Genomic DNA, 16,785 nt, shown 5'->3' on the forward strand with positions numbered 1-16,785 from the left:
GACAATTCTCAAAATCATAAATTTCATAAAAGAAAAAAACTCCCATCACTATGATAGGAGTTTTTTCATTATGTTTCAATGTTTAAACTTAAATCCAGCCTCTGAAACGGCTTGCCTCTGCCATTTTTCTTACCCCAACCATATAGGCTGCTAGGCGCATATCAACACGGCGTGTTTGTGCAGTATCGTAAATACTGTTAAATGATTTAACCATAATTTTTTCAAGCTTCTCTTCTACTTCTTCTTCTGACCAGTAATAACCTTGATTATTTTGAACCCACTCAAAGTAAGAAACCGTTACACCGCCGGCAGATGCCAATACGTCAGGCACAAGCAGGATACCGCGATCTGTAAGGATTTCAGTTGCTTCAAGTGTTGTTGGACCATTGGCTGCCTCAACAACAATCTTAGCACGAATATCGTGTGCATTATCCTTCGTAATTTGATTTTCAATGGCAGCAGGAACAAGAATATCACATTCAAGCTCAAGTAATTCTTTGTTTGAAATCGTGTTATTAAATAATTTCGTCACGGTTCCAAAGCTGTCACGACGGTCCAATAAATAGTCAATATCAAGACCATTTGGATCATAAAGTGCTCCATACGCATCTGAAATACCAACCACTTTTGCACCTGCATCATGCATGAATTTAGACAAGTAGCTTCCTGCATTACCAAAGCCTTGAACAACAACTCTTGCACCCTCGATTTGGATACCTTGCTTTTTCGCTGCTTCACGAATACAGATGGTAACGCCCTTCGCAGTTGCTGAATCACGGCCATGTGATCCTCCAAGAACAAGAGGCTTTCCTGTAATAAATCCAGGTGAGTTAAATTCATCAATCCGGCTGTATTCATCCATCATCCAAGCCATAATTTGTGAGTTAGTAAATACATCTGGCGCTGGAATATCTTTTGTCGGTCCAACAATTTGGCTGATGGCACGTACATAGCCGCGGCTTAATCTTTCAAGTTCTCTAAAAGACATATCGCGTGGATCACAAACGATTCCACCTTTACCGCCGCCATATGGAAGATCAACAATACCGCATTTTAAGCTCATCCAAATTGAAAGGGCTTTCACTTCCGTCTCTGTCACACCAGGATGGAAACGAATACCGCCCTTTGTTGGACCAACAGCATCATTATGTTGGGCACGATAACCAGTAAATATTTTTGTTGAACCGTCATCCATACGAACTGGAATTTTTACTGTCATCATGCGTAATGGTTCTTTTAAAAGTTCGTATACCTCTTCAGGATAACCTAATTTTTCAAGAGCTTTATGTATAACGGTTTGTGTAGATTTTAACACATTATTCGTTTCCTCTTGATTAGTCTTTTTAGTACCATTTTCGGCTACCATTTGTAAACCTCCTAAGAATCTCTTCTACGAATGTTGTCCGCTTTCAGACACAAGTATACACTACTAAATGATTAATGCAAGAAGAAAAATTCACTTTTCCACTTTCTTAAAGAAATTTTATGTAAGCGTAATCGTTCCTATGTATGAGTGGTTTTTTGGAATTTAATATCCAGTTCCTAATTTCTGCAGAAAGGAGCGGTGGCTCCCTCTCCATTAGGCTTATAATAAAAGCCTATTTAAAAAAATGAAGAATGGTTTCCACCGCTTTTTTTTCAATTATTTTTTTCCCATATTCTTCAAGCATGTATGGACTAAGTAGGGAAGGCTCCCCATATTCAGATAATAGGGATGCAGCTCTTTCATTTGTTATCGCATCCAATTTATTTATAAGTAAATAGTATAGGTCATTCATTGAATACAATGAACCCTCTAAAATATTGATTAAACTAAGCCTTTTCGAAAGGTTTATGATATCTTCAAAACTGGCAAACTCATACAAAAGGTCTTCAGATCCTTCAACCCTAACCTGCATTTCAATAAAGCCATCGAATAGCGATTCCTCATCTTCAGAAGTTTCATCGACGGTAATAATCATAATCATTCCTTGTGCCTGTAATGAGAAAATTTCTACTGCAACTGAACCCTGTATCTCTACATCAAATTCCTCACTTGCCTCCTCCAACATATCATGAAAGAGCTGATGCCATTTTATTGAGTCCTTCCAAATATCTTCCTTGGAAAGACCTCTTTCAAATAAATCATCAGTGGTTAAGAAAATTTTTATTTTATTGGCTGTTAAGCGTTCTAAGCGCATGCTTTTGCCCCCTGCCGTGACATAACTCTTGTGTTTAGTGTATGTCATCACCGTTTAATGGTGAATTGTCTACCTCACCTTATCGCTTAGATTCCTTTTTTCAATGTTATTAAATGGCTTTCTGCGGGTGCCCCCAGCCTTAACGGAACGGTTGTTGTTCCATACCCGTTACTAATCAAAAGCATGGTATTCTCTAACTTTTTCAATTGACCTCTTTTGTATGGACTGTATCCAAGAATATGAATTTGCCCTCCATGAGTATGTCCGCTTAGCACCAGGCGAATTTCATGTTCGTCCTTAATTTTATCCGTTATATTGGGATAATGACTGGCAAGAATTTTAAAGCTTTTCGGATCTGCATCCATAAGCGCAAAATCCAGCCGGTCTCTTTCTTGGCTTAGGTCATCCACCCCTAATAGACATAATTTATCCCCTTCTGCTGATTCAAAGGTTACGGCTGTGTTATCGAGAACCTTAACCCCAAAATCCAACAAGAGCGCATCTAACTCATGATAATCCACTTCATAATCATTGTTTCCCCAAACAAAATAAACGGGTCCAAGGGTTTTTAATTTTTTCAGATTTTCTTTTACTTTTGAAAAAGGAACACCTTTTTCTGTTAAATCCCCTCCGATAATGACGATATCGGTTTTACCTTTTACCGCGTTAATAATTTTGTCGGAAATACTGCGCCGGTGTACATCAGAGATAAAGAATAGAGAAACCTTACCAAATGATTTTGGAAAATCATTAAATTCAATTTCCTCTTCTATTACTTGATTTAGAAATGCTTCTCTGAACATATATAGCAAAAGGCAAATTCCCACTAACAAAACGATGATTATAACCATTTTTTAAAGTTTCCCCTTTACACGTTCTATCTTTCTACGGAAATCATACCATAAAGAAAACTTAAACTAAAAAAAAGAAGGGTCAATTCAGGTCCTATATAAAAAAGCACAGAAAAAACCAGCATTATGCCGAGTAGTGCAGCGAATATTTTCCATCCCCGGCGTTTTTGTTCTTGAAGCTGTTTTTTCTTCAGTATGTTTTCACGTATGTATCGTGCATTCATAACCAACCCTATAAAAAATGCAATGGATCCCGCAAAAAATTCTAATGGCTTTACGATAAATCGAATAAAAAAATCAGTTAGAATAAAGGGGTGGTCAATTGGAATCAATATATGAATAAGGTATCCACATAAAAAGACCATGCTAAGTTTCCAAATATTCGCTGCCAAAAAAATCCCTCCCATACCAATGTATGAGAGGGAAATAATTTCTTTCCTAGGTCCATCTTATTCATCTTCTTGAATACTTAAAATTCTAAATCCATGCTCTTCAAGTTTCTTCGTAAACTTATCAATATTATCCTTCTTTTCAACCTTCATTACAATTCTGCGTACAAGTTTATCGGTTTCATCAAACGTAACGAGTGAAATAATATGCTCGTGGAAATGATGGGCAATTTCTGAAAGGCGAGCAATACGACCTTCCGTTTCAACCGATGTAAAGGCAATTCGGACACCTGGGCGTTTTACCCCAAATGCACTTTCAAATGCTCCTAACACATCTGAACGTGTTACGACTCCAAGAAAGCTTCTACTTGAATCCACAACGGCTAGTAATGGAAAATCTTTAAGTTCCAGAAGTGTCTTTTCAAAGACCTCTCCACCTTCTAAGAAATTTTCTTGATGTGTTGCAACCTCATTTACGGTTATGGCAGACAGATAGTCATCACGCTGTTGATTGGATTTAAAAAAGTTTTCGTATATTCCATATCGGGTGACAACACCTGCATACTTTGCTCCATTGAGTACAGGTAAACCATCAATTTGGTATTTTTCTAGCTGATCCAAAGCTTGTTTCAATGTTTGATCATGCTGAACTGTAAAACACTCATGCTTGGGAATCATCATGTTTTTTACGAACAATTTCATCACCTCAAGACTTTTAATCCTACATCATTATTATAATTCAATATTGCCGTCCAAAACCCTCTTTGTTGTTAAACTTTGATGTCATGTTTCCAAATTATCCTCATATATTTATCTATGATGTTAAAACAAGGAGGGTTATGATGAACACTCATAACAAAACCTATCATCCTTATGCCAGCCCGTTTGACCCTTGTAAGCCGATTACAGTAAAAACTTATTCGACTCCGCCGCATTTATATATGGGATTTCAACCGCCAAATTTACCGCAATTTTCACCCCTGGAGGCTCTTAGGGCAGGGACTTTATGGAAGGATTTTTATGACCCTTACTATAATCCTTTTGAAAAACCGAAAGGAGGCTTGCCTTCATGAAACAACTCCCTCCTGAATACTACCAATTGATGGAGCAGCTGCAAGCGGTGGATTTTGTTTTAGTCGATCTCACGCTTTACCTTGATACACATAATGATGATCTCGAAGCCATAAACCAATTCAATCACTATGCAAAAGAGCGAAAACGTTTGAAAAAGGCGTTCGAAAGCCAATTTGGTCCACTATTGCAATTTGGCAACAGTTACTCCGGTCACCCTTGGAATTGGGATGATACACCTTGGCCTTGGCAAGTTTAGAACAGATAAAAGGAAGGTGATTTCATGTGGATTTATGAAAAAAAGCTGCAATATCCAGTAAAAGTAAGTACCTGTAATCCTACATTGGCAAAATACTTAATTGAGCAATATGGGGGCGCGGATGGGGAATTAGCCGCTGCGTTAAGATATTTAAATCAGCGCTATACCATCCCTGATAAGGTAATTGGTCTCTTAACCGATATCGGCACGGAGGAATTTGCCCACCTCGAAATGATTGCCACAATGGTTTATAAATTAACAAAAGATGCTACACCAGAGCAATTGAAAGCAGCTGGGCTCGGTGCCCATTTTGCTGATCATGATGGTGCATTATTCTACCATAATGCTGCAGGGATCCCTTTTACCACTCAATATATCCAAGCAAAAGGAGACCCGATTGCAGATTTATATGAAGACATTGCTGCAGAAGAAAAAGCACGAGCTACCTATCAGTGGTTAATCAATTTAAGTGATGATCCGGATATTAACGATAGCCTCCGTTTTCTTCGCGAACGGGAAATCATTCACTCCCAGCGTTTCCGTGAAGCAGTAGAAATTTTAAAGGAAGAACGTGACCGTAAGAAAATATTTTAACGGTTTTAGAAGCAGTCCTTGGCCTGCTTCTTATTTTTTCGCATGATATAGATTTATGTCATATGTTTTTTTCATAATTTCAAAATCAATATGACGATTTTTCCATTGATCTTCCTTTTTCCATAAATCCTTACTTCTGTCGACCACTTCACATCGTAATTCATGATACTCTTTTTCGAACTTATCTTTTTTTTGCTTTAATACATTCATCCACCCATACATTAAGATGGTCATGGCTAATAAGATTAAATTTTTTACATCGCTGACCGAAACAGAAAACATGGAAAAAAAGGAATAAGAGTACTGCTTTCCAATTGTAATATAGAAGTAATAAAGATATATAAAGGACACGACAAGGGTTGCCATAATCCAATAATTATGCAGTCTTTTTGCGTCGTCAAACTTCTTCTTTCTTTTTCTGACGTTTTCGAGAATTTGTTTCGTCGTTTCATCGGTATATTGTAATTTAAGGATTGGAGTATCCATTTCATCCCCTCCATTTCTCCTTATAACAATATGAACTTGTCCGATAAATTATGTTTGAAATACAAAAAAACCGATCAGTTTTTTTCTGACCGGTTAGTTATTTAACGGGATTTTTAGAACCTGGCCCGTATAAATTTGATCATTAAAAAGATGATTGGCATCTCGAATGATGTTAATTCCTGACTTAGAATGATAATAGTTCATAGCAATCCTAAATAGTGTTTCCTTCGGTTGAACGGTGTGATAGATTATTCTACTTTTCTCAGCCGAAGCAGCTGTTTTCGGCTGCTCGTTTTTATTTTTTTCAATTTCATTCTGACTAGTTTGACGATCCACTGTTGTGTTTTGTACAGGTTTTTCTGCCTCTTCAGATTTTTCCTGCGGCTGGCTGACTGCTGGTACCGTTTTATTATCATCACTGGCAGGGGTTGTGTTACTGCTGTCTTTTTTTATTTCCTGCTCTTTTGATTTAGAAATATCCGTGTCAGTTTCTTTACCTTGCTTTGACGTTTCAAGCTTAATGGATTCATACCCTGATTGATTCTCTAATACTTTATGTACCCCATTTATTTTTTTTCCATGATAGTAAGAAATGATGCTGAAACATGTGACAGGCAGAAGGATAAACAATAAAACCAATAGACGAATAACCGGATATTTTAATTTCATCTTGGTTTTTTTCGGTTTTTGACGGTGAAGCTGGCCCCTTGGGGGTAATCGTTCTCCATTTTCCGTCTTTTCATTTATTTTTTCGATTCGTCGCTTTAATCGCTCAGCCTGATCTCTATATGGTTCCTCTGGATTCATGGTGCGTCCCCTTCCCATTCGTCATACTTCTTCTGTCTAATTTTTATATACATCCCCAATAGAAAATCGATTACGAAGTGCATCACAATTGTAACGGCAAAATTATTTGTCCACTCATAAATAAATCCAATGAAAAAGCTGAGCAATACAATATTGAAAAATAGATACCAATTAAATAGATACCGATAGTGAATGACCGCAAAAATAACACTGGCAAAGATCAGCCCAACTTTTGTTTGAATAATTCCCCGGAATAATAATTCTTCACTGAAAGCTACAAGTGCAGCAATCCAGATAATCTGAAGCATATTTTTATTTTTAAAAATTCTTTCATTGAGTCCGCCATCATCATAAAAAGAGGATGGCAGCCATTTCATTAAGAGAATATCTACAATTACAACCATGATTCCAGCAGGCAGCCCTATTTTAATGATCCTGCCATCATCCAAATGGAAATAACTTAAAAAAGAAAAATGATCAAATAAAAAAATACCTAAAATTATAGAAATGGTTAATAGAATAATTTGAGTCATATACAGATGGAATAGTAATTCTTGATCTGTTAACCCCCTGATTAAATCATTATACTTATTTTTCATTTACTCATCTCACTATTGATTAAAATTTTCTCAAGATATTCCTTCCATTTCTTTTGACTTTCTTCCGTAGAATCCTGTTTATCAATGGATTGATAATCAAGAAGATTCATCCCACAACAATCACAACAAGGATTTACCTTGTTTGAAATCGGCGTCTCTTCAAAATAATTTAAAATAACTTCCCTTCTACACGTGTTAGATTCTACCCATTTTTTCATTAGATAAATATAATTTTTTTTTACTGTCCGTCTTTCCATTACATAAATTGATATGATTGCCTTAAGTTCATCCGGTCCTGTTACTTCCTGGTATTGCCTTATAAAAGCTTGAATGATCCTCCATTGAATTTCCGAAAATCCACCATTTTCCTTATATTGATGACTCATATCGGAGATATCTTGATGTATATTTAAATTTTGTTTTATCCTGGCGAACAGCCAGTCCAGCTGCAGTTCAGAAGGCAATTCTCCTTCTGCGAGATGTAAAGGAAGCTGTTCATCCCATGGGGAGTATAAAAATATCGCAACACTTGGTAAACCATCTCTCCCGGCCCTGCCGATTTCCTGAAGGTACGATTCGAGCTGCATTGGCATATGAAAGTGGATGATAAACCGAATATTTTCTTTATTTACTCCCATTCCAAAAGCACTGGTAGCACAAATGACATCCAGTTGACCGTAAATAAATTGCTGTTGTATTAATATTCGTTGCTCGTGATCCAGTCCGCCGTGATAAGCCATCACTTTTGCTACACCATTCTCTATCAAATAGGACGCCATTTGTTCCGCAGCTTTCTTACTTGAAAAATAAATGATACCGGGTGTTTGCAGCTCTGATACAAGTTCTAATACTCGCCATTGCTTTTCCTGCTTATCTGCTAGCTTTTCTACATAGTAGGCAATATTTGGGCGATCAACTGTGGATTCAATCTTTTCAACATCTTGTAAGTTGAGGGATTGAATGATATCCTCCTTAACCCTCCTTGTAGCAGTAGCAGTAAGGGCAAGAGTAAGGGGATTGCCTAATTTCTGACGAACATCACCTATTCTTGAATAATCAGGGCGAAAATCATAGCCCCATTGAGAAATACAATGCGCCTCGTCAATAACAAACAGTGAAATCGAAAGCTCTTGAAGCTTGTGAATCATAAAATCAATGCCCAGCATTTCCGGTGAAATAAAAATAAACTTGTATTTTCTTAGGTTTTGTAGAACATTTTTTCTCTCCTCAGAGGAAAGAAAGGAATTTAAAGCAACGACTCGTTTTTCACCCATTTGCATTAACTGTTCGACCTGATCCTGCATGAGCGATAATAGTGGCGATATAATCATAATTTGTCCGTTTAGGATATAACCGGGTAATTGGTAGCATAGAGATTTTCCGGTACCCGTAGGAAGAATACCTAAAGTATCTTTACCTGCTAAAATCGATGATATAACTTCCTTTTGTCCCTTTTTAAATGTATCAAAACCAAAATGCTTTTTTAATAATGCTTCTAATTCCATTGCAATTCACCATACTTTGCCAATACTAGGCGAATTTGAAAATAGCTTGCCTGGGTCAAATGGTTCCTGATTATCTTCAACTGCCTTGTTTGTAACTGAAAAGAAAGATTCATGATTTTATCCTGCAATTCCTTATCCACATAGGTTTCGATTGAAAAATCATCTATATTTAAGGCAAATTCAACTAAATGGTCTTCAATTGTACTTTGTTTTAAATGACGCAGTTTTACAATTTCATCTATGCTAAATCCCTTTTTTAATAATTCCCAAGTTTTACGCGCAGATATGGTTAAAGAATCGTTTTTGCTTATTCCTTGAAAAATGGATGATAATAGTGGATAACGACCAGAATCAACTTGAATCGTTTGGATGAAAAAGTGGATGATATTTATAAATTCAATATGATTATCAAGTTTTTCCATATTTAACATTTTTGCATTTTGTCCTGTTGTTAAACCAATTTGCCGATAACCGGTTAATCGATATACCATTACATCCGGATTAATGCCCGGCGATGAATCAAAAACATCGATTAATTCTAAAAAAAGCATTTTTCCTAATTCATCTCGAGAATGCTTGAATTTTTTTACGAACACTTTTATCCATAAATGAGTATCTTTGTTTTTTTGTATCGGAATATATCGGCTCTCTTGATAAACTAAATTGGACGTGACCTGGACAAGTAAGGAAAGCCTTTCCCAAAAAGGATTGGATAAATGATGATATTCCCAGCCTTGCAAATAGCAAGGCAAAGGATGATTCTTTAAATGAAGCACCCCTAAAGGTGTGAGTAAAAATTGTTGGTCACCATTCGGACGAATCCATCCCTTTTCATGAATCCTTTGAATGATGAGATCAAAGGATTCTCGCGGGAAAGGTTCGATAATCCGAAAAAATCTTTTAAGTGAATATAGGTGTGCATCTTGGATGGTTTGTGATGATTTTTTTCCATTCAAGAGATGGTAAATGGAATAAATCGTTCGTTCCCCATTTAATTGCTTTAAGCAATATAGAATAATGTTTTCTAAGGATTGCATCCGGGTCCACCACTTTTTTGATTTCATCGACAATTTTAGTCATTTTTCATTTATATTCTACCATGAAATGGACCATCTGGTTTCATGAAAATATTGAAGAATATAGGGCAAGCTAAAACATCCATTGATTTGTAACCATTTTTCTATTGAAAAGTTACACATACAGTTTTACAATAGGAATGAGAAATGCTTTTCCATACATAAGTGGAAAAGAGAAATTTTAATTTTTGTTATTTTTTGGGAGGTTTTTTTCATGGCGAAGTACACAATAGTTGACAAAGAGACTTGCATTGCTTGTGGTGCATGTGGAGCAGCAGCACCAGACATTTATGATTATGATGATGAAGGCATTGCATTTGTTACTCTTGATGATAACGAAGGGATCGTTGAAATTCCAGATGTATTAATCGATGACATGATGGATGCATTTGAAGGCTGCCCTACTGATTCAATTAAAGTAGCTGACGAACCATTCGAAGGTAATCCAACTAAATTTGAATAATCAATCAACATTAGTTGAGCTACTAGCCCTCTCTTCATCAGAGAGGGTTTTTTTATATGAAGAAAGCGACACTTAACGTGTCGCTTTTTTCTTTATTAAACACTTTTAAACATTGCCTGTTTGTTAATCCAAGATTGCATTCGAATAAATAAGAGCATGAAAATTGCGGACATGACCGCACCTTTTAAAATATTAAATGGCAGAATGGCTGTTACTACTAAGTTTCGAAGGGCAGGAGCTGACATTTCTTCCATCCCTAAAAAGAATGTATAGGCAGGAAAAATAACAAAGTAATTTAATACGCTCATTAAAACTCCCATCGTAATGGTTGCGATTACTAATGCAAAAGACATTCCCTTGCGAGTTTTTAACTTTATATAAATAAAATAGGCGGGTAAGATGAACAGAAGTCCGGCGACAAAGTTAGCAATATGCCCTACCGGTACACCCGTGGCACTTCCTGTCATAAAATAATTCAAAACATTTTTAAAAAATTCAACGAGAATACCTGCAATTGGACCAAAAATCAATGCAGCAATCAATGCCGGAATGTCACTAAAATCGATTAATAAGAAATTAGGGAAAATTGGCAGTGGGAAATTAAACAGCATTAACAGATAGGCAATACCGCTCAGCATTCCAATTGATACAATGGCTTTTACTTTCATTTTCCTCTCTCCTTTTTGATCCATCAAGTTAGGAAGAGAGGTTCAGCAAAATTAGCAGCCTGCATAAATTAATAGACCCTCAAGAAATTTCTTGAGGGAGTTTAAAAAGGCACGCTTAATAAACGTCCAATACATAAAAATTTTTTGAACGTTTGCAGAACCTCCATCTTCTCCCATCCAGACTATACTGTCGGCTTTGGAATCACACCAAATCCTGCCTAAAAGGCTCGCGGGCTAAGAGAATTACTTCTCAATACCGCCGATCGGGAATTTCACCCTGCCCCGAAGATAGATCGATATTATTTTTTTAGATAATTATACTTAAAAATTAGGATTTTGGAAAGAAGAAAAGCCTGCAGTCTGCAGGCTTTTCTTTATTCAGGCACGATCAGAATTTGTTTTGGTTTAATTAAATCTGATTTAAGCCGATTCAGATTTTTAATTTTTTTTATGGATAAATTTCTTTTCCTGGCAATCGAAGACAAGGTGTCACCTTTTTTGACAATATATTGATTTGGATTTTCTCGAGATTCCCGCCGGTATTCGGAGCTTACGGCTACGATACTGTTTCCACTGCTCGCAATTCCTCCTTGTACTGTTTCACCTACTTCAGCCTTTCCTAATAGTCTTTCAGGGTCAAAAGCATTTTTCTTGTCATAGGTCCAGGCTAATTCATGTGTTTCAAAATGCAGATGAACTCCAGTAGCTTGTCCCGTTCTACCCATTTTCCCAACCATTTTTCCTTGTTTAATAACTTGACCTTCCTTTACAAAACGCTGATGTAAATGAGCATATACAGTAACAAATTGATTAGGGTGTTTAATAAAAACCACATTTCCATATGTATTAGAGTAGTAGGATTTGACCACTACTCCATCATCAACAGCTAAAACAGGAGAATATAATTTTCCTGCTATATCAATCCCTTTATGTTTCCCAAACCTTGTTCCATATGTATCAGAGATGACACCATCTGCGGGCCAAATCCAATCAACTTTTACTTCGTTAGCCTTTAACATGCTTGCTTCAGTATGCCTTCCCCCTAAAAATAACAAGCTGACACATACCGCCAAAATAGCTGCAATTAAAAACCTTTTAACATAATCCAACATTACTTACTTTCCTCCTTAAATCTGTTCCTCTCCAACACACCATATGTTAATTCGCTTCCGTTTAGAACCTTCACTGGAGAGGAATGGTAAAGCATACTTGTTATAATTTGGAGACAAACTGCTTTTTATACATTAAAAAACGATCAACCAGGAAGGGTTGATCGTTTCATTTAAGGTGTTGTTCGTAAGTTAGGTGCCACGGGCACTTTGATTTCTTTTGTTAAATCAAAGTTACCTACCCGCTCTAATGGCGCATCAAGTATGAACACGGCTTTTATTCCAAACTCTTTTGCTGTTAATAATAATGCCTCAATTGAATAAATCGTATTCGGCGAATCCTCCAGCCTTGATTTTTCTTTTAGCGTTAGAAAAAGAGTATTCTTTCTAATAGTTGTCTTTTTAAATTTCATTGCAGGTAATAAAGATGCTTTTAATCCCCATTCAGATTGATCTTTTTTCATTGCCTCAATGGCCGCTTTTATGGTTTTATATTTGTCTTGTGACGGGACTAAAAAAGGTTTATCCTGATTATTTGGAACATATTGAAAAAAAGCTCTATTCTTCTCATTTTCAGCATTTATTTCTTCCAAATGACCAAAATTCCCCAATTCAATCCCTGGCTGCTGATTAGTTGAAAACCTTATTCTTTTTACATTACTGTTTGTGGAAATATCTTTTTTAATTGCGTTTACAAAAATAGTTTCATTTGCTCCTTGACTATATGGATGGACTTTCGGAACGTCTACATTTACACTATTCCCCTTATCATTTAAGGTTAGCGTTGCATTCATCGGGTAAAAATCGCTTAACCCCCATTTTTCCTCTTTTAAATGAACCATATTTTCATTGAATAGGGTCATCCATGATTGATTAGCTTTTCGTTTCACGATTGTAGAAACAGGAATCAAAAGTTGCCCTTGATGGTCTGGAATCCAATAGGTTAAAACCTTTCTATTTCCGACATCCCCCTCATATGCAGCTGTTTTCAGATTCATCTCCCGCATAAGCCCAAACTTTTCTGTCCCTGATTGATCCATTGCTTTAGAGGAAGATTCACCTTTTTTCATCTCAATTTCTGTGTCTTGTTTATTTGATAAAATTTCCATTTTTTTGCTCGATTTTTCACCTGCTTGATTCATGGAAAACTGATTTCCAACTAGGATTTTTGGAATTAGAATGACGATAAGAAGTACTGCAGCTGCTGAAGCAATCGTGGGTAAAATCCATGCTTGTTTTTTCCGCCTTTTTAAAGAAAGGTTTTGGTAAATGTCATGAGGCTTGCGATGATCTTTAATTCTTGGCATTTGCCGCAGTAATTCTTCGAGCTGTTTATCGCTCCACTCTGACTTTTTCACTTTTTAATCCCTCCTTTTCAGAAAGCAGATCCATATGTTTCTTTAATATCTTTAAAGAACGGTGCTGGGTAGTTTTGACTTTGCTTTCTGTCCAGCCAAGTGCTTCGGCTGTCTCTGCTATTGATAAATCATGGATATAACGAAGAATAATTACCAATCTTTGGTCCACTGTGCAATATTCCATGCATTTGTATACACTCATGATTTCTTCTTTTTGAACCGTTATTTCCTCTGGAATTGGATATTCATCCTTTACTTGACTTGTGGACCAATCGAATTTTTCTAATAAACGGTCCTTCCAGCCTTTTTGCTTTCGGAAAAAATCGATGGCAACATTTCTGGCAATTGAAAATAGCCATGTTCTTTCACTGCTTTTCCCCTCAAAACGGTTATAAGACTTAAATACGCGAATATAGACTTCTTGGACAAGATCCTCGGCATGTTCTTTATTTCTAACCATATAAAATAGAAATTGTAAGACGTCATGATGATATTTATGATAAAGCTCATCGAAAACGGAGTCCATCTATTCCCCTCCCCGTTCAAAAGATTAGTCGGCATATATGTATAAAAAGTTTCATTAATTAAATATAGTCCGTTTTATATAAAAAGGAAAGGAATATCTTGAACGTTACTTCCATCTCCAATCCTGTTCAATTTACTTTTTGAAGCAAAAAACCCATCCATTTTTGAATGGATGGGCTAAAATGTTTCTCGTGTATCAAGAACAATCGTCAAAATATTTATTCTTTTCCCTATTTTTGCGGAAGGAAGAAGGAAAATGTCGTTCCTTGGCCGATTTTACTTTGAACGGAAATATGTCCATGGTGGGCATCAATAATATTTTTGGCAATGGCAAGTCCTAATCCAGTCCCTGACCTGCCCCTAGTACGGGCTTTATCCGCTTTATAAAAACGTTCAAATACAAACGGCAAATCTTCCTCTGGAATCCCAGAACCTGAATCAGCCACTTCCATAATAATCCCTTTATCTTCTTCATAGATTTTTAATGTAACAGTCCCATCTTTCGGCGTATGTCTGATTGCATTATCGATTAGATTTGTTAAAACCTGTTCAATACGATCGGGATCAAAGGAAATTGGACTGACTATATTCCCGATATTTGAATTTAAGAGGATTGAATGATCCTTGGCAAGACCTTGGAATTTATGAATAATCCTATTGATAAAGGAAGACAGATTCACTTCCTCTACTGTTAATTGAATATGACCAGCTTCCATCCTTGCTAAGTCAAGAAGTTCATTTACAAGACGACCCATCCTCAATGATTCGTCATAGATGACTTTTGCCATTTCTTTTTTCTCTTCTTGTGTTTCCGCAATATCATCGACAATCGCTTCACTATATCCTTGAAGCATTGAAATAGGAGTTCTAAGTTCATGTGACACATTCGCAATAAAATCTCTTCTCATTTTCTCGAGCTGCCGTTCTTCTGTCATATCGCGTAAGACCGCTACAGCCCCCCTAATAAACCGGTTGCTGTATAGCGGACTGACAAGAATGACCCAATGTCGGCCCTGAAGAGAAATTTCACCCATTTTCTCCTTTTCAGTATCAACTGCCTGTTGAAAAAGTTCCATAACCTTGGTGGGAATCGCCTCTGAATGGGACGATAATCCTTTTTCATAATACCAATAGTGAAGAAACCTATCTGCAGGCGGATTGGTAATTAGAATGGTCCCATCACGATTAAAGGTAATGACCCCATCTGCCATACTGCTAAGGATACTTGCAAGCTGCTCTTTTTCTTGGCTAAGAGCATTCATGTTGAATTTTAATTGTCTTCCCATCTGATTAAAAGCTGTTGCTAACTCTCCAATTTCATCATGGGTAAGAATTGGAACCTTCGTATCAAATTTTCCTCTCGCGACTTCAAATGCTGCTTCTCGCATCTTTCGAAGTGGTGCTGTAATTCGAGTTGATAAAAAGAAAGCAAATATAGTCGTTAAAATAGTTGCAACACCAGCAACAAGTAAAATAAATCGCGTTGTGGAATGGGTCGTTTCCTGCATGTCCTTCAATGACTGATAGATGAAAACTGCACCCATTTTTCCATTTGGCAAATGCAGCGGCACTCCAATAATGGAATAGCTTGTATCTTGATTATTTTCACTTTGATCTGCAGTAAAGTCTGAAATTTTTTCTACCGTTTTATTTTCTTTAAATACTTTTGCTAATTCAGGGTCTTTTTTAATATCGGAAAATGTTAATCTTTTCTCTTCTTTTGTATTTGGAGAATAGTAAATCTCATGATCATTTTTAACTATAACTACTTTTGTGACATCATCAATAATTTCCCACGATATATCTAAAGCAAGTGAAAATTGATCATTTGGATGCTCCTCCAAAACGTGAGCAATTTTCTCAGCAGAATGAGTTAAATTATGTTTTGTTTCATCAATATTTTGGTTTTGGAAAAATTCAAGGAGCATCACGGTTAAAATAAACAGTACGACTGATACTAGTAATAGGATGGTAATCCAGAGTTTACCTACTACACTTCGTATAAAGGTCATCCATTTACAACCTCAAATTTATATCCTACGCCCCAAACGGTTACAATCATTCTTGCAGCCTGCTCAGATACTTTGTTTAATTTCTCACGAAGACGTTTTACATGGGTATCCACTGTCCTCAGATCACCAAAAAATTCATAATGCCACACTTCTTTTAGTAATTGTTCACGATCGAAAACCTTATCCGGTGATTTTGCCAAGAAATAAAGTAATTCATACTCCTTTGGTGTTAAACTAACTTCTTTTCCCTCTGCAGTAACTCGATGTGCATCATTATCAATTGTTAAAAATGGAAAGACAATAACGTCTTTAGTGGTCGTTTCTGTTTGTAAATAACTTGTTTGCGAAGATCTTCTTAATAAAGCTTTTACACGCAAGACAACTTCCCTAGGGCTAAAAGGTTTTACAATGTAGTCATCTGTCCCAACCTCAAAACCTTGCACTCGATTTATCTCTTCACCTTTTGCCGTTAACATAATGATAGGGGTAGCTTTCTTTTCCCGCAATTCACGGCAGACCTCAATACCATCCTTACCTGGCATCATTAGGTCCAAAAGGATTACGTCATACTCATTCTCTATTGCTTTTGACAAAGCTTCGTCTCCATCTTCAGCTTCGTCAATCATATAATTTTCACGCTCTAAATACATTTTTAAAAGTCGGCGAATTCTTTCCTCGTCATCAACAACTAAAATTTTTACGTCTTTTTCCATTAAATAATCCCCCCATGTTGTTATTTTACAAAATGAGTTTATTTTTTGCTATATTTTCAAAAGAAATGCTTTCCTAAAAGTGTCAAAATTATGACAAGGTATAATAATTATTATTAAAAA

General features: G+C 36.4%; 20 protein-coding genes and 1 riboswitch. Of the genes, 4 read left to right on the forward strand and 16 right to left on the reverse strand.

Going from position 1 to position 16,785, the window contains the following annotated elements; genetic code table 11:
• Positions 1-88: 88 nt before the first annotated feature.
• From J2Y67_RS04930 to J2Y67_RS04950, 5 genes are all read right to left on the reverse strand, one after another.
• Complete coding sequence (locus J2Y67_RS04930) at positions 89-1,366, reverse strand: Glu/Leu/Phe/Val family dehydrogenase (RefSeq protein WP_310171340.1); 1,278 nt, start codon at positions 1,364-1,366, stop codon at positions 89-91.
• Positions 1,367-1,598: 232 nt separating this feature from the next.
• Entirely contained in the window at positions 1,599-2,180 is a 582-nt protein-coding gene (locus J2Y67_RS04935) for a genetic competence negative regulator (protein ID WP_310171343.1), read from the reverse strand.
• An 86-nt stretch (positions 2,181-2,266) separates the two neighbouring features.
• Complete coding sequence (locus J2Y67_RS04940; RefSeq protein WP_310171346.1) at positions 2,267-3,031, reverse strand: metallophosphoesterase; 765 nt, start codon at positions 3,029-3,031, stop codon at positions 2,267-2,269.
• 26 nt (positions 3,032-3,057) lie between these two features.
• Positions 3,058-3,423: a hypothetical protein gene (locus J2Y67_RS04945; RefSeq protein ID WP_310171348.1), complete on the reverse strand. Its 366-nt coding sequence runs from the start codon at positions 3,421-3,423 to the stop codon at positions 3,058-3,060.
• A gap of 57 nt (positions 3,424-3,480) precedes the next feature.
• A complete protein-coding gene (locus tag J2Y67_RS04950; protein ID WP_310171715.1) occupies positions 3,481-4,116 on the reverse strand; it encodes a CBS domain-containing protein in 636 nt (211 codons plus the stop codon).
• 146 nt (positions 4,117-4,262) lie between these two features.
• Here J2Y67_RS04950 and J2Y67_RS04955 point away from each other — a divergent pair, with 146 nt between their 5' ends.
• Genes J2Y67_RS04955 through cotJC form a run of 3 tightly spaced genes read left to right on the forward strand, consistent with a single transcriptional unit; the run spans position 4,263 to position 5,344 of the window.
• The gene (locus J2Y67_RS04955; protein ID WP_310171350.1) at positions 4,263-4,493 is read left to right on the forward strand and encodes a spore coat associated protein CotJA; all 231 of its coding nucleotides are present in this window, start codon (positions 4,263-4,265) and stop codon (positions 4,491-4,493) included.
• Positions 4,490-4,750 carry a spore coat protein CotJB gene (locus J2Y67_RS04960; protein ID WP_310171352.1) on the forward strand — a complete coding sequence of 87 codons (261 nt, stop codon included), beginning with the start codon at positions 4,490-4,492 and terminating at the stop codon, positions 4,748-4,750. The genes J2Y67_RS04955 and J2Y67_RS04960 overlap by 4 nt, the downstream gene beginning before the upstream one ends.
• Before the next feature lie 24 nt (positions 4,751-4,774).
• On the forward strand, positions 4,775-5,344 hold the full coding sequence (cotJC, locus tag J2Y67_RS04965; protein ID WP_310171354.1) for a spore coat protein CotJC: 570 nt from the start codon (positions 4,775-4,777) through the stop codon (positions 5,342-5,344).
• Positions 5,345-5,374: 30 nt separating this feature from the next.
• Here cotJC and J2Y67_RS04970 read toward each other — a convergent pair whose 3' ends face one another.
• The 5 genes from J2Y67_RS04970 to J2Y67_RS04990 form a co-directional block, all read right to left on the reverse strand.
• Positions 5,375-5,830 (reverse strand): YpbF family protein, encoded by a 456-nt coding sequence (locus J2Y67_RS04970; protein ID WP_310171357.1) that lies wholly within the window; start codon positions 5,828-5,830, stop codon positions 5,375-5,377.
• Positions 5,831-5,923: 93 nt separating this feature from the next.
• Positions 5,924-6,637, reverse strand: a complete 714-nt coding sequence (locus tag J2Y67_RS04975; protein ID WP_310171359.1) for a LysM peptidoglycan-binding domain-containing protein — start codon at positions 6,635-6,637, stop codon at positions 5,924-5,926.
• Positions 6,634-7,236 (reverse strand): CPBP family intramembrane glutamic endopeptidase, encoded by a 603-nt coding sequence (locus J2Y67_RS04980; protein ID WP_310171361.1) that lies wholly within the window; start codon positions 7,234-7,236, stop codon positions 6,634-6,636. The genes J2Y67_RS04975 and J2Y67_RS04980 overlap by 4 nt, the downstream gene beginning before the upstream one ends.
• Positions 7,233-8,741, reverse strand: coding sequence for a RecQ family ATP-dependent DNA helicase (locus tag J2Y67_RS04985; RefSeq protein WP_310171363.1), 1,509 nt, complete (start codon positions 8,739-8,741; stop codon positions 7,233-7,235). Before J2Y67_RS04985 ends, J2Y67_RS04980 begins: the two co-directional genes overlap by 4 nt.
• The gene (locus tag J2Y67_RS04990; RefSeq protein ID WP_310171365.1) at positions 8,732-9,778 is read right to left on the reverse strand and encodes a YpbB family protein; all 1,047 of its coding nucleotides are present in this window, start codon (positions 9,776-9,778) and stop codon (positions 8,732-8,734) included. The genes J2Y67_RS04985 and J2Y67_RS04990 overlap by 10 nt, the downstream gene beginning before the upstream one ends.
• 253 nt (positions 9,779-10,031) lie before the next feature.
• On the opposite strand from J2Y67_RS04990, the gene J2Y67_RS04995 reads away from it, so the two are divergent.
• Positions 10,032-10,280, forward strand: coding sequence for a ferredoxin (locus J2Y67_RS04995; protein WP_144563023.1), 249 nt, complete (start codon positions 10,032-10,034; stop codon positions 10,278-10,280).
• A 95-nt stretch (positions 10,281-10,375) separates the two neighbouring features.
• On the opposite strand, the gene J2Y67_RS05000 is transcribed toward J2Y67_RS04995, so the two are convergent.
• The 6 genes from J2Y67_RS05000 to J2Y67_RS05025 form a co-directional block, all read right to left on the reverse strand.
• The gene (locus tag J2Y67_RS05000; protein WP_310171370.1) at positions 10,376-10,948 is read right to left on the reverse strand and encodes an ECF transporter S component; all 573 of its coding nucleotides are present in this window, start codon (positions 10,946-10,948) and stop codon (positions 10,376-10,378) included.
• Between the two features lie 161 nt (positions 10,949-11,109).
• Positions 11,110-11,242: riboswitch (FMN riboswitch) on the reverse strand.
• Positions 11,243-11,322: 80 nt separating this feature from the next.
• Positions 11,323-12,060: a peptidoglycan DD-metalloendopeptidase family protein gene (locus tag J2Y67_RS05005; RefSeq protein ID WP_310171373.1), complete on the reverse strand. Its 738-nt coding sequence runs from the start codon at positions 12,058-12,060 to the stop codon at positions 11,323-11,325.
• 170 nt (positions 12,061-12,230) lie between these two features.
• Positions 12,231-13,415, reverse strand: coding sequence for a hypothetical protein (locus tag J2Y67_RS05010; protein WP_310171375.1), 1,185 nt, complete (start codon positions 13,413-13,415; stop codon positions 12,231-12,233).
• Positions 13,390-13,941 carry an RNA polymerase sigma factor SigX gene (sigX, locus tag J2Y67_RS05015; protein WP_310171377.1) on the reverse strand — a complete coding sequence of 184 codons (552 nt, stop codon included), beginning with the start codon at positions 13,939-13,941 and terminating at the stop codon, positions 13,390-13,392. The genes J2Y67_RS05010 and sigX overlap by 26 nt, the downstream gene beginning before the upstream one ends.
• Positions 13,942-14,170: 229 nt before the next feature.
• A complete protein-coding gene (locus J2Y67_RS05020) occupies positions 14,171-15,952 on the reverse strand; it encodes an ATP-binding protein (RefSeq protein ID WP_310171379.1) in 1,782 nt (593 codons plus the stop codon).
• Entirely contained in the window at positions 15,949-16,665 is a 717-nt protein-coding gene (locus tag J2Y67_RS05025; protein WP_310171382.1) for a response regulator transcription factor, read from the reverse strand. Before J2Y67_RS05025 ends, J2Y67_RS05020 begins: the two co-directional genes overlap by 4 nt.
• Between the last annotated feature and the right edge of the window lie 120 nt (positions 16,666-16,785).

It is taken from the genome of Neobacillus niacini (assembly GCF_031456445.1).
In the GTDB taxonomy this organism is placed as follows: Bacteria; Bacillota; Bacilli; order Bacillales; family Cytobacillaceae; genus Neobacillus; species Neobacillus niacini_I.

What these genes read in the sequence shown, in the direction of transcription:
- J2Y67_RS04930 (WP_310171340.1), bottom strand. Translation starts at nt 1,366, where the DNA reads ATGGTAGCCGAAAATGGTACTAAAAAGACTAATCAAGAGGAAACGAAT.
- J2Y67_RS04935 (WP_310171343.1), bottom strand. Translation starts at nt 2,180, where the DNA reads ATGCGCTTAGAACGCTTAACAGCCAATAAAATAAAAATTTTCTTAACC.
- J2Y67_RS04940 (WP_310171346.1), bottom strand. Translation starts at nt 3,031, where the DNA reads ATGGTTATAATCATCGTTTTGTTAGTGGGAATTTGCCTTTTGCTATAT.
- J2Y67_RS04955 (WP_310171350.1), top strand. Translation starts at nt 4,263, where the DNA reads ATGAACACTCATAACAAAACCTATCATCCTTATGCCAGCCCGTTTGAC.
- J2Y67_RS04960 (WP_310171352.1), top strand. Translation starts at nt 4,490, where the DNA reads ATGAAACAACTCCCTCCTGAATACTACCAATTGATGGAGCAGCTGCAA.
- cotJC (WP_310171354.1), top strand. Translation starts at nt 4,775, where the DNA reads ATGTGGATTTATGAAAAAAAGCTGCAATATCCAGTAAAAGTAAGTACC.
- J2Y67_RS04970 (WP_310171357.1), bottom strand. Translation starts at nt 5,830, where the DNA reads ATGGATACTCCAATCCTTAAATTACAATATACCGATGAAACGACGAAA.
- J2Y67_RS04975 (WP_310171359.1), bottom strand. Translation starts at nt 6,637, where the DNA reads ATGAATCCAGAGGAACCATATAGAGATCAGGCTGAGCGATTAAAGCGA.
- J2Y67_RS04980 (WP_310171361.1), bottom strand. Translation starts at nt 7,236, where the DNA reads ATGAAAAATAAGTATAATGATTTAATCAGGGGGTTAACAGATCAAGAA.
- J2Y67_RS04985 (WP_310171363.1), bottom strand. Translation starts at nt 8,741, where the DNA reads ATGGAATTAGAAGCATTATTAAAAAAGCATTTTGGTTTTGATACATTT.
- J2Y67_RS04990 (WP_310171365.1), bottom strand. Translation starts at nt 9,778, where the DNA reads ATGCAATCCTTAGAAAACATTATTCTATATTGCTTAAAGCAATTAAAT.
- J2Y67_RS04995 (WP_144563023.1), top strand. Translation starts at nt 10,032, where the DNA reads ATGGCGAAGTACACAATAGTTGACAAAGAGACTTGCATTGCTTGTGGT.
- J2Y67_RS05000 (WP_310171370.1), bottom strand. Translation starts at nt 10,948, where the DNA reads ATGAAAGTAAAAGCCATTGTATCAATTGGAATGCTGAGCGGTATTGCC.
- J2Y67_RS05005 (WP_310171373.1), bottom strand. Translation starts at nt 12,060, where the DNA reads ATGTTGGATTATGTTAAAAGGTTTTTAATTGCAGCTATTTTGGCGGTA.
- sigX (WP_310171377.1), bottom strand. Translation starts at nt 13,941, where the DNA reads ATGGACTCCGTTTTCGATGAGCTTTATCATAAATATCATCATGACGTC.
- J2Y67_RS05020 (WP_310171379.1), bottom strand. Translation starts at nt 15,952, where the DNA reads ATGACCTTTATACGAAGTGTAGTAGGTAAACTCTGGATTACCATCCTA.
- J2Y67_RS05025 (WP_310171382.1), bottom strand. Translation starts at nt 16,665, where the DNA reads ATGGAAAAAGACGTAAAAATTTTAGTTGTTGATGACGAGGAAAGAATT.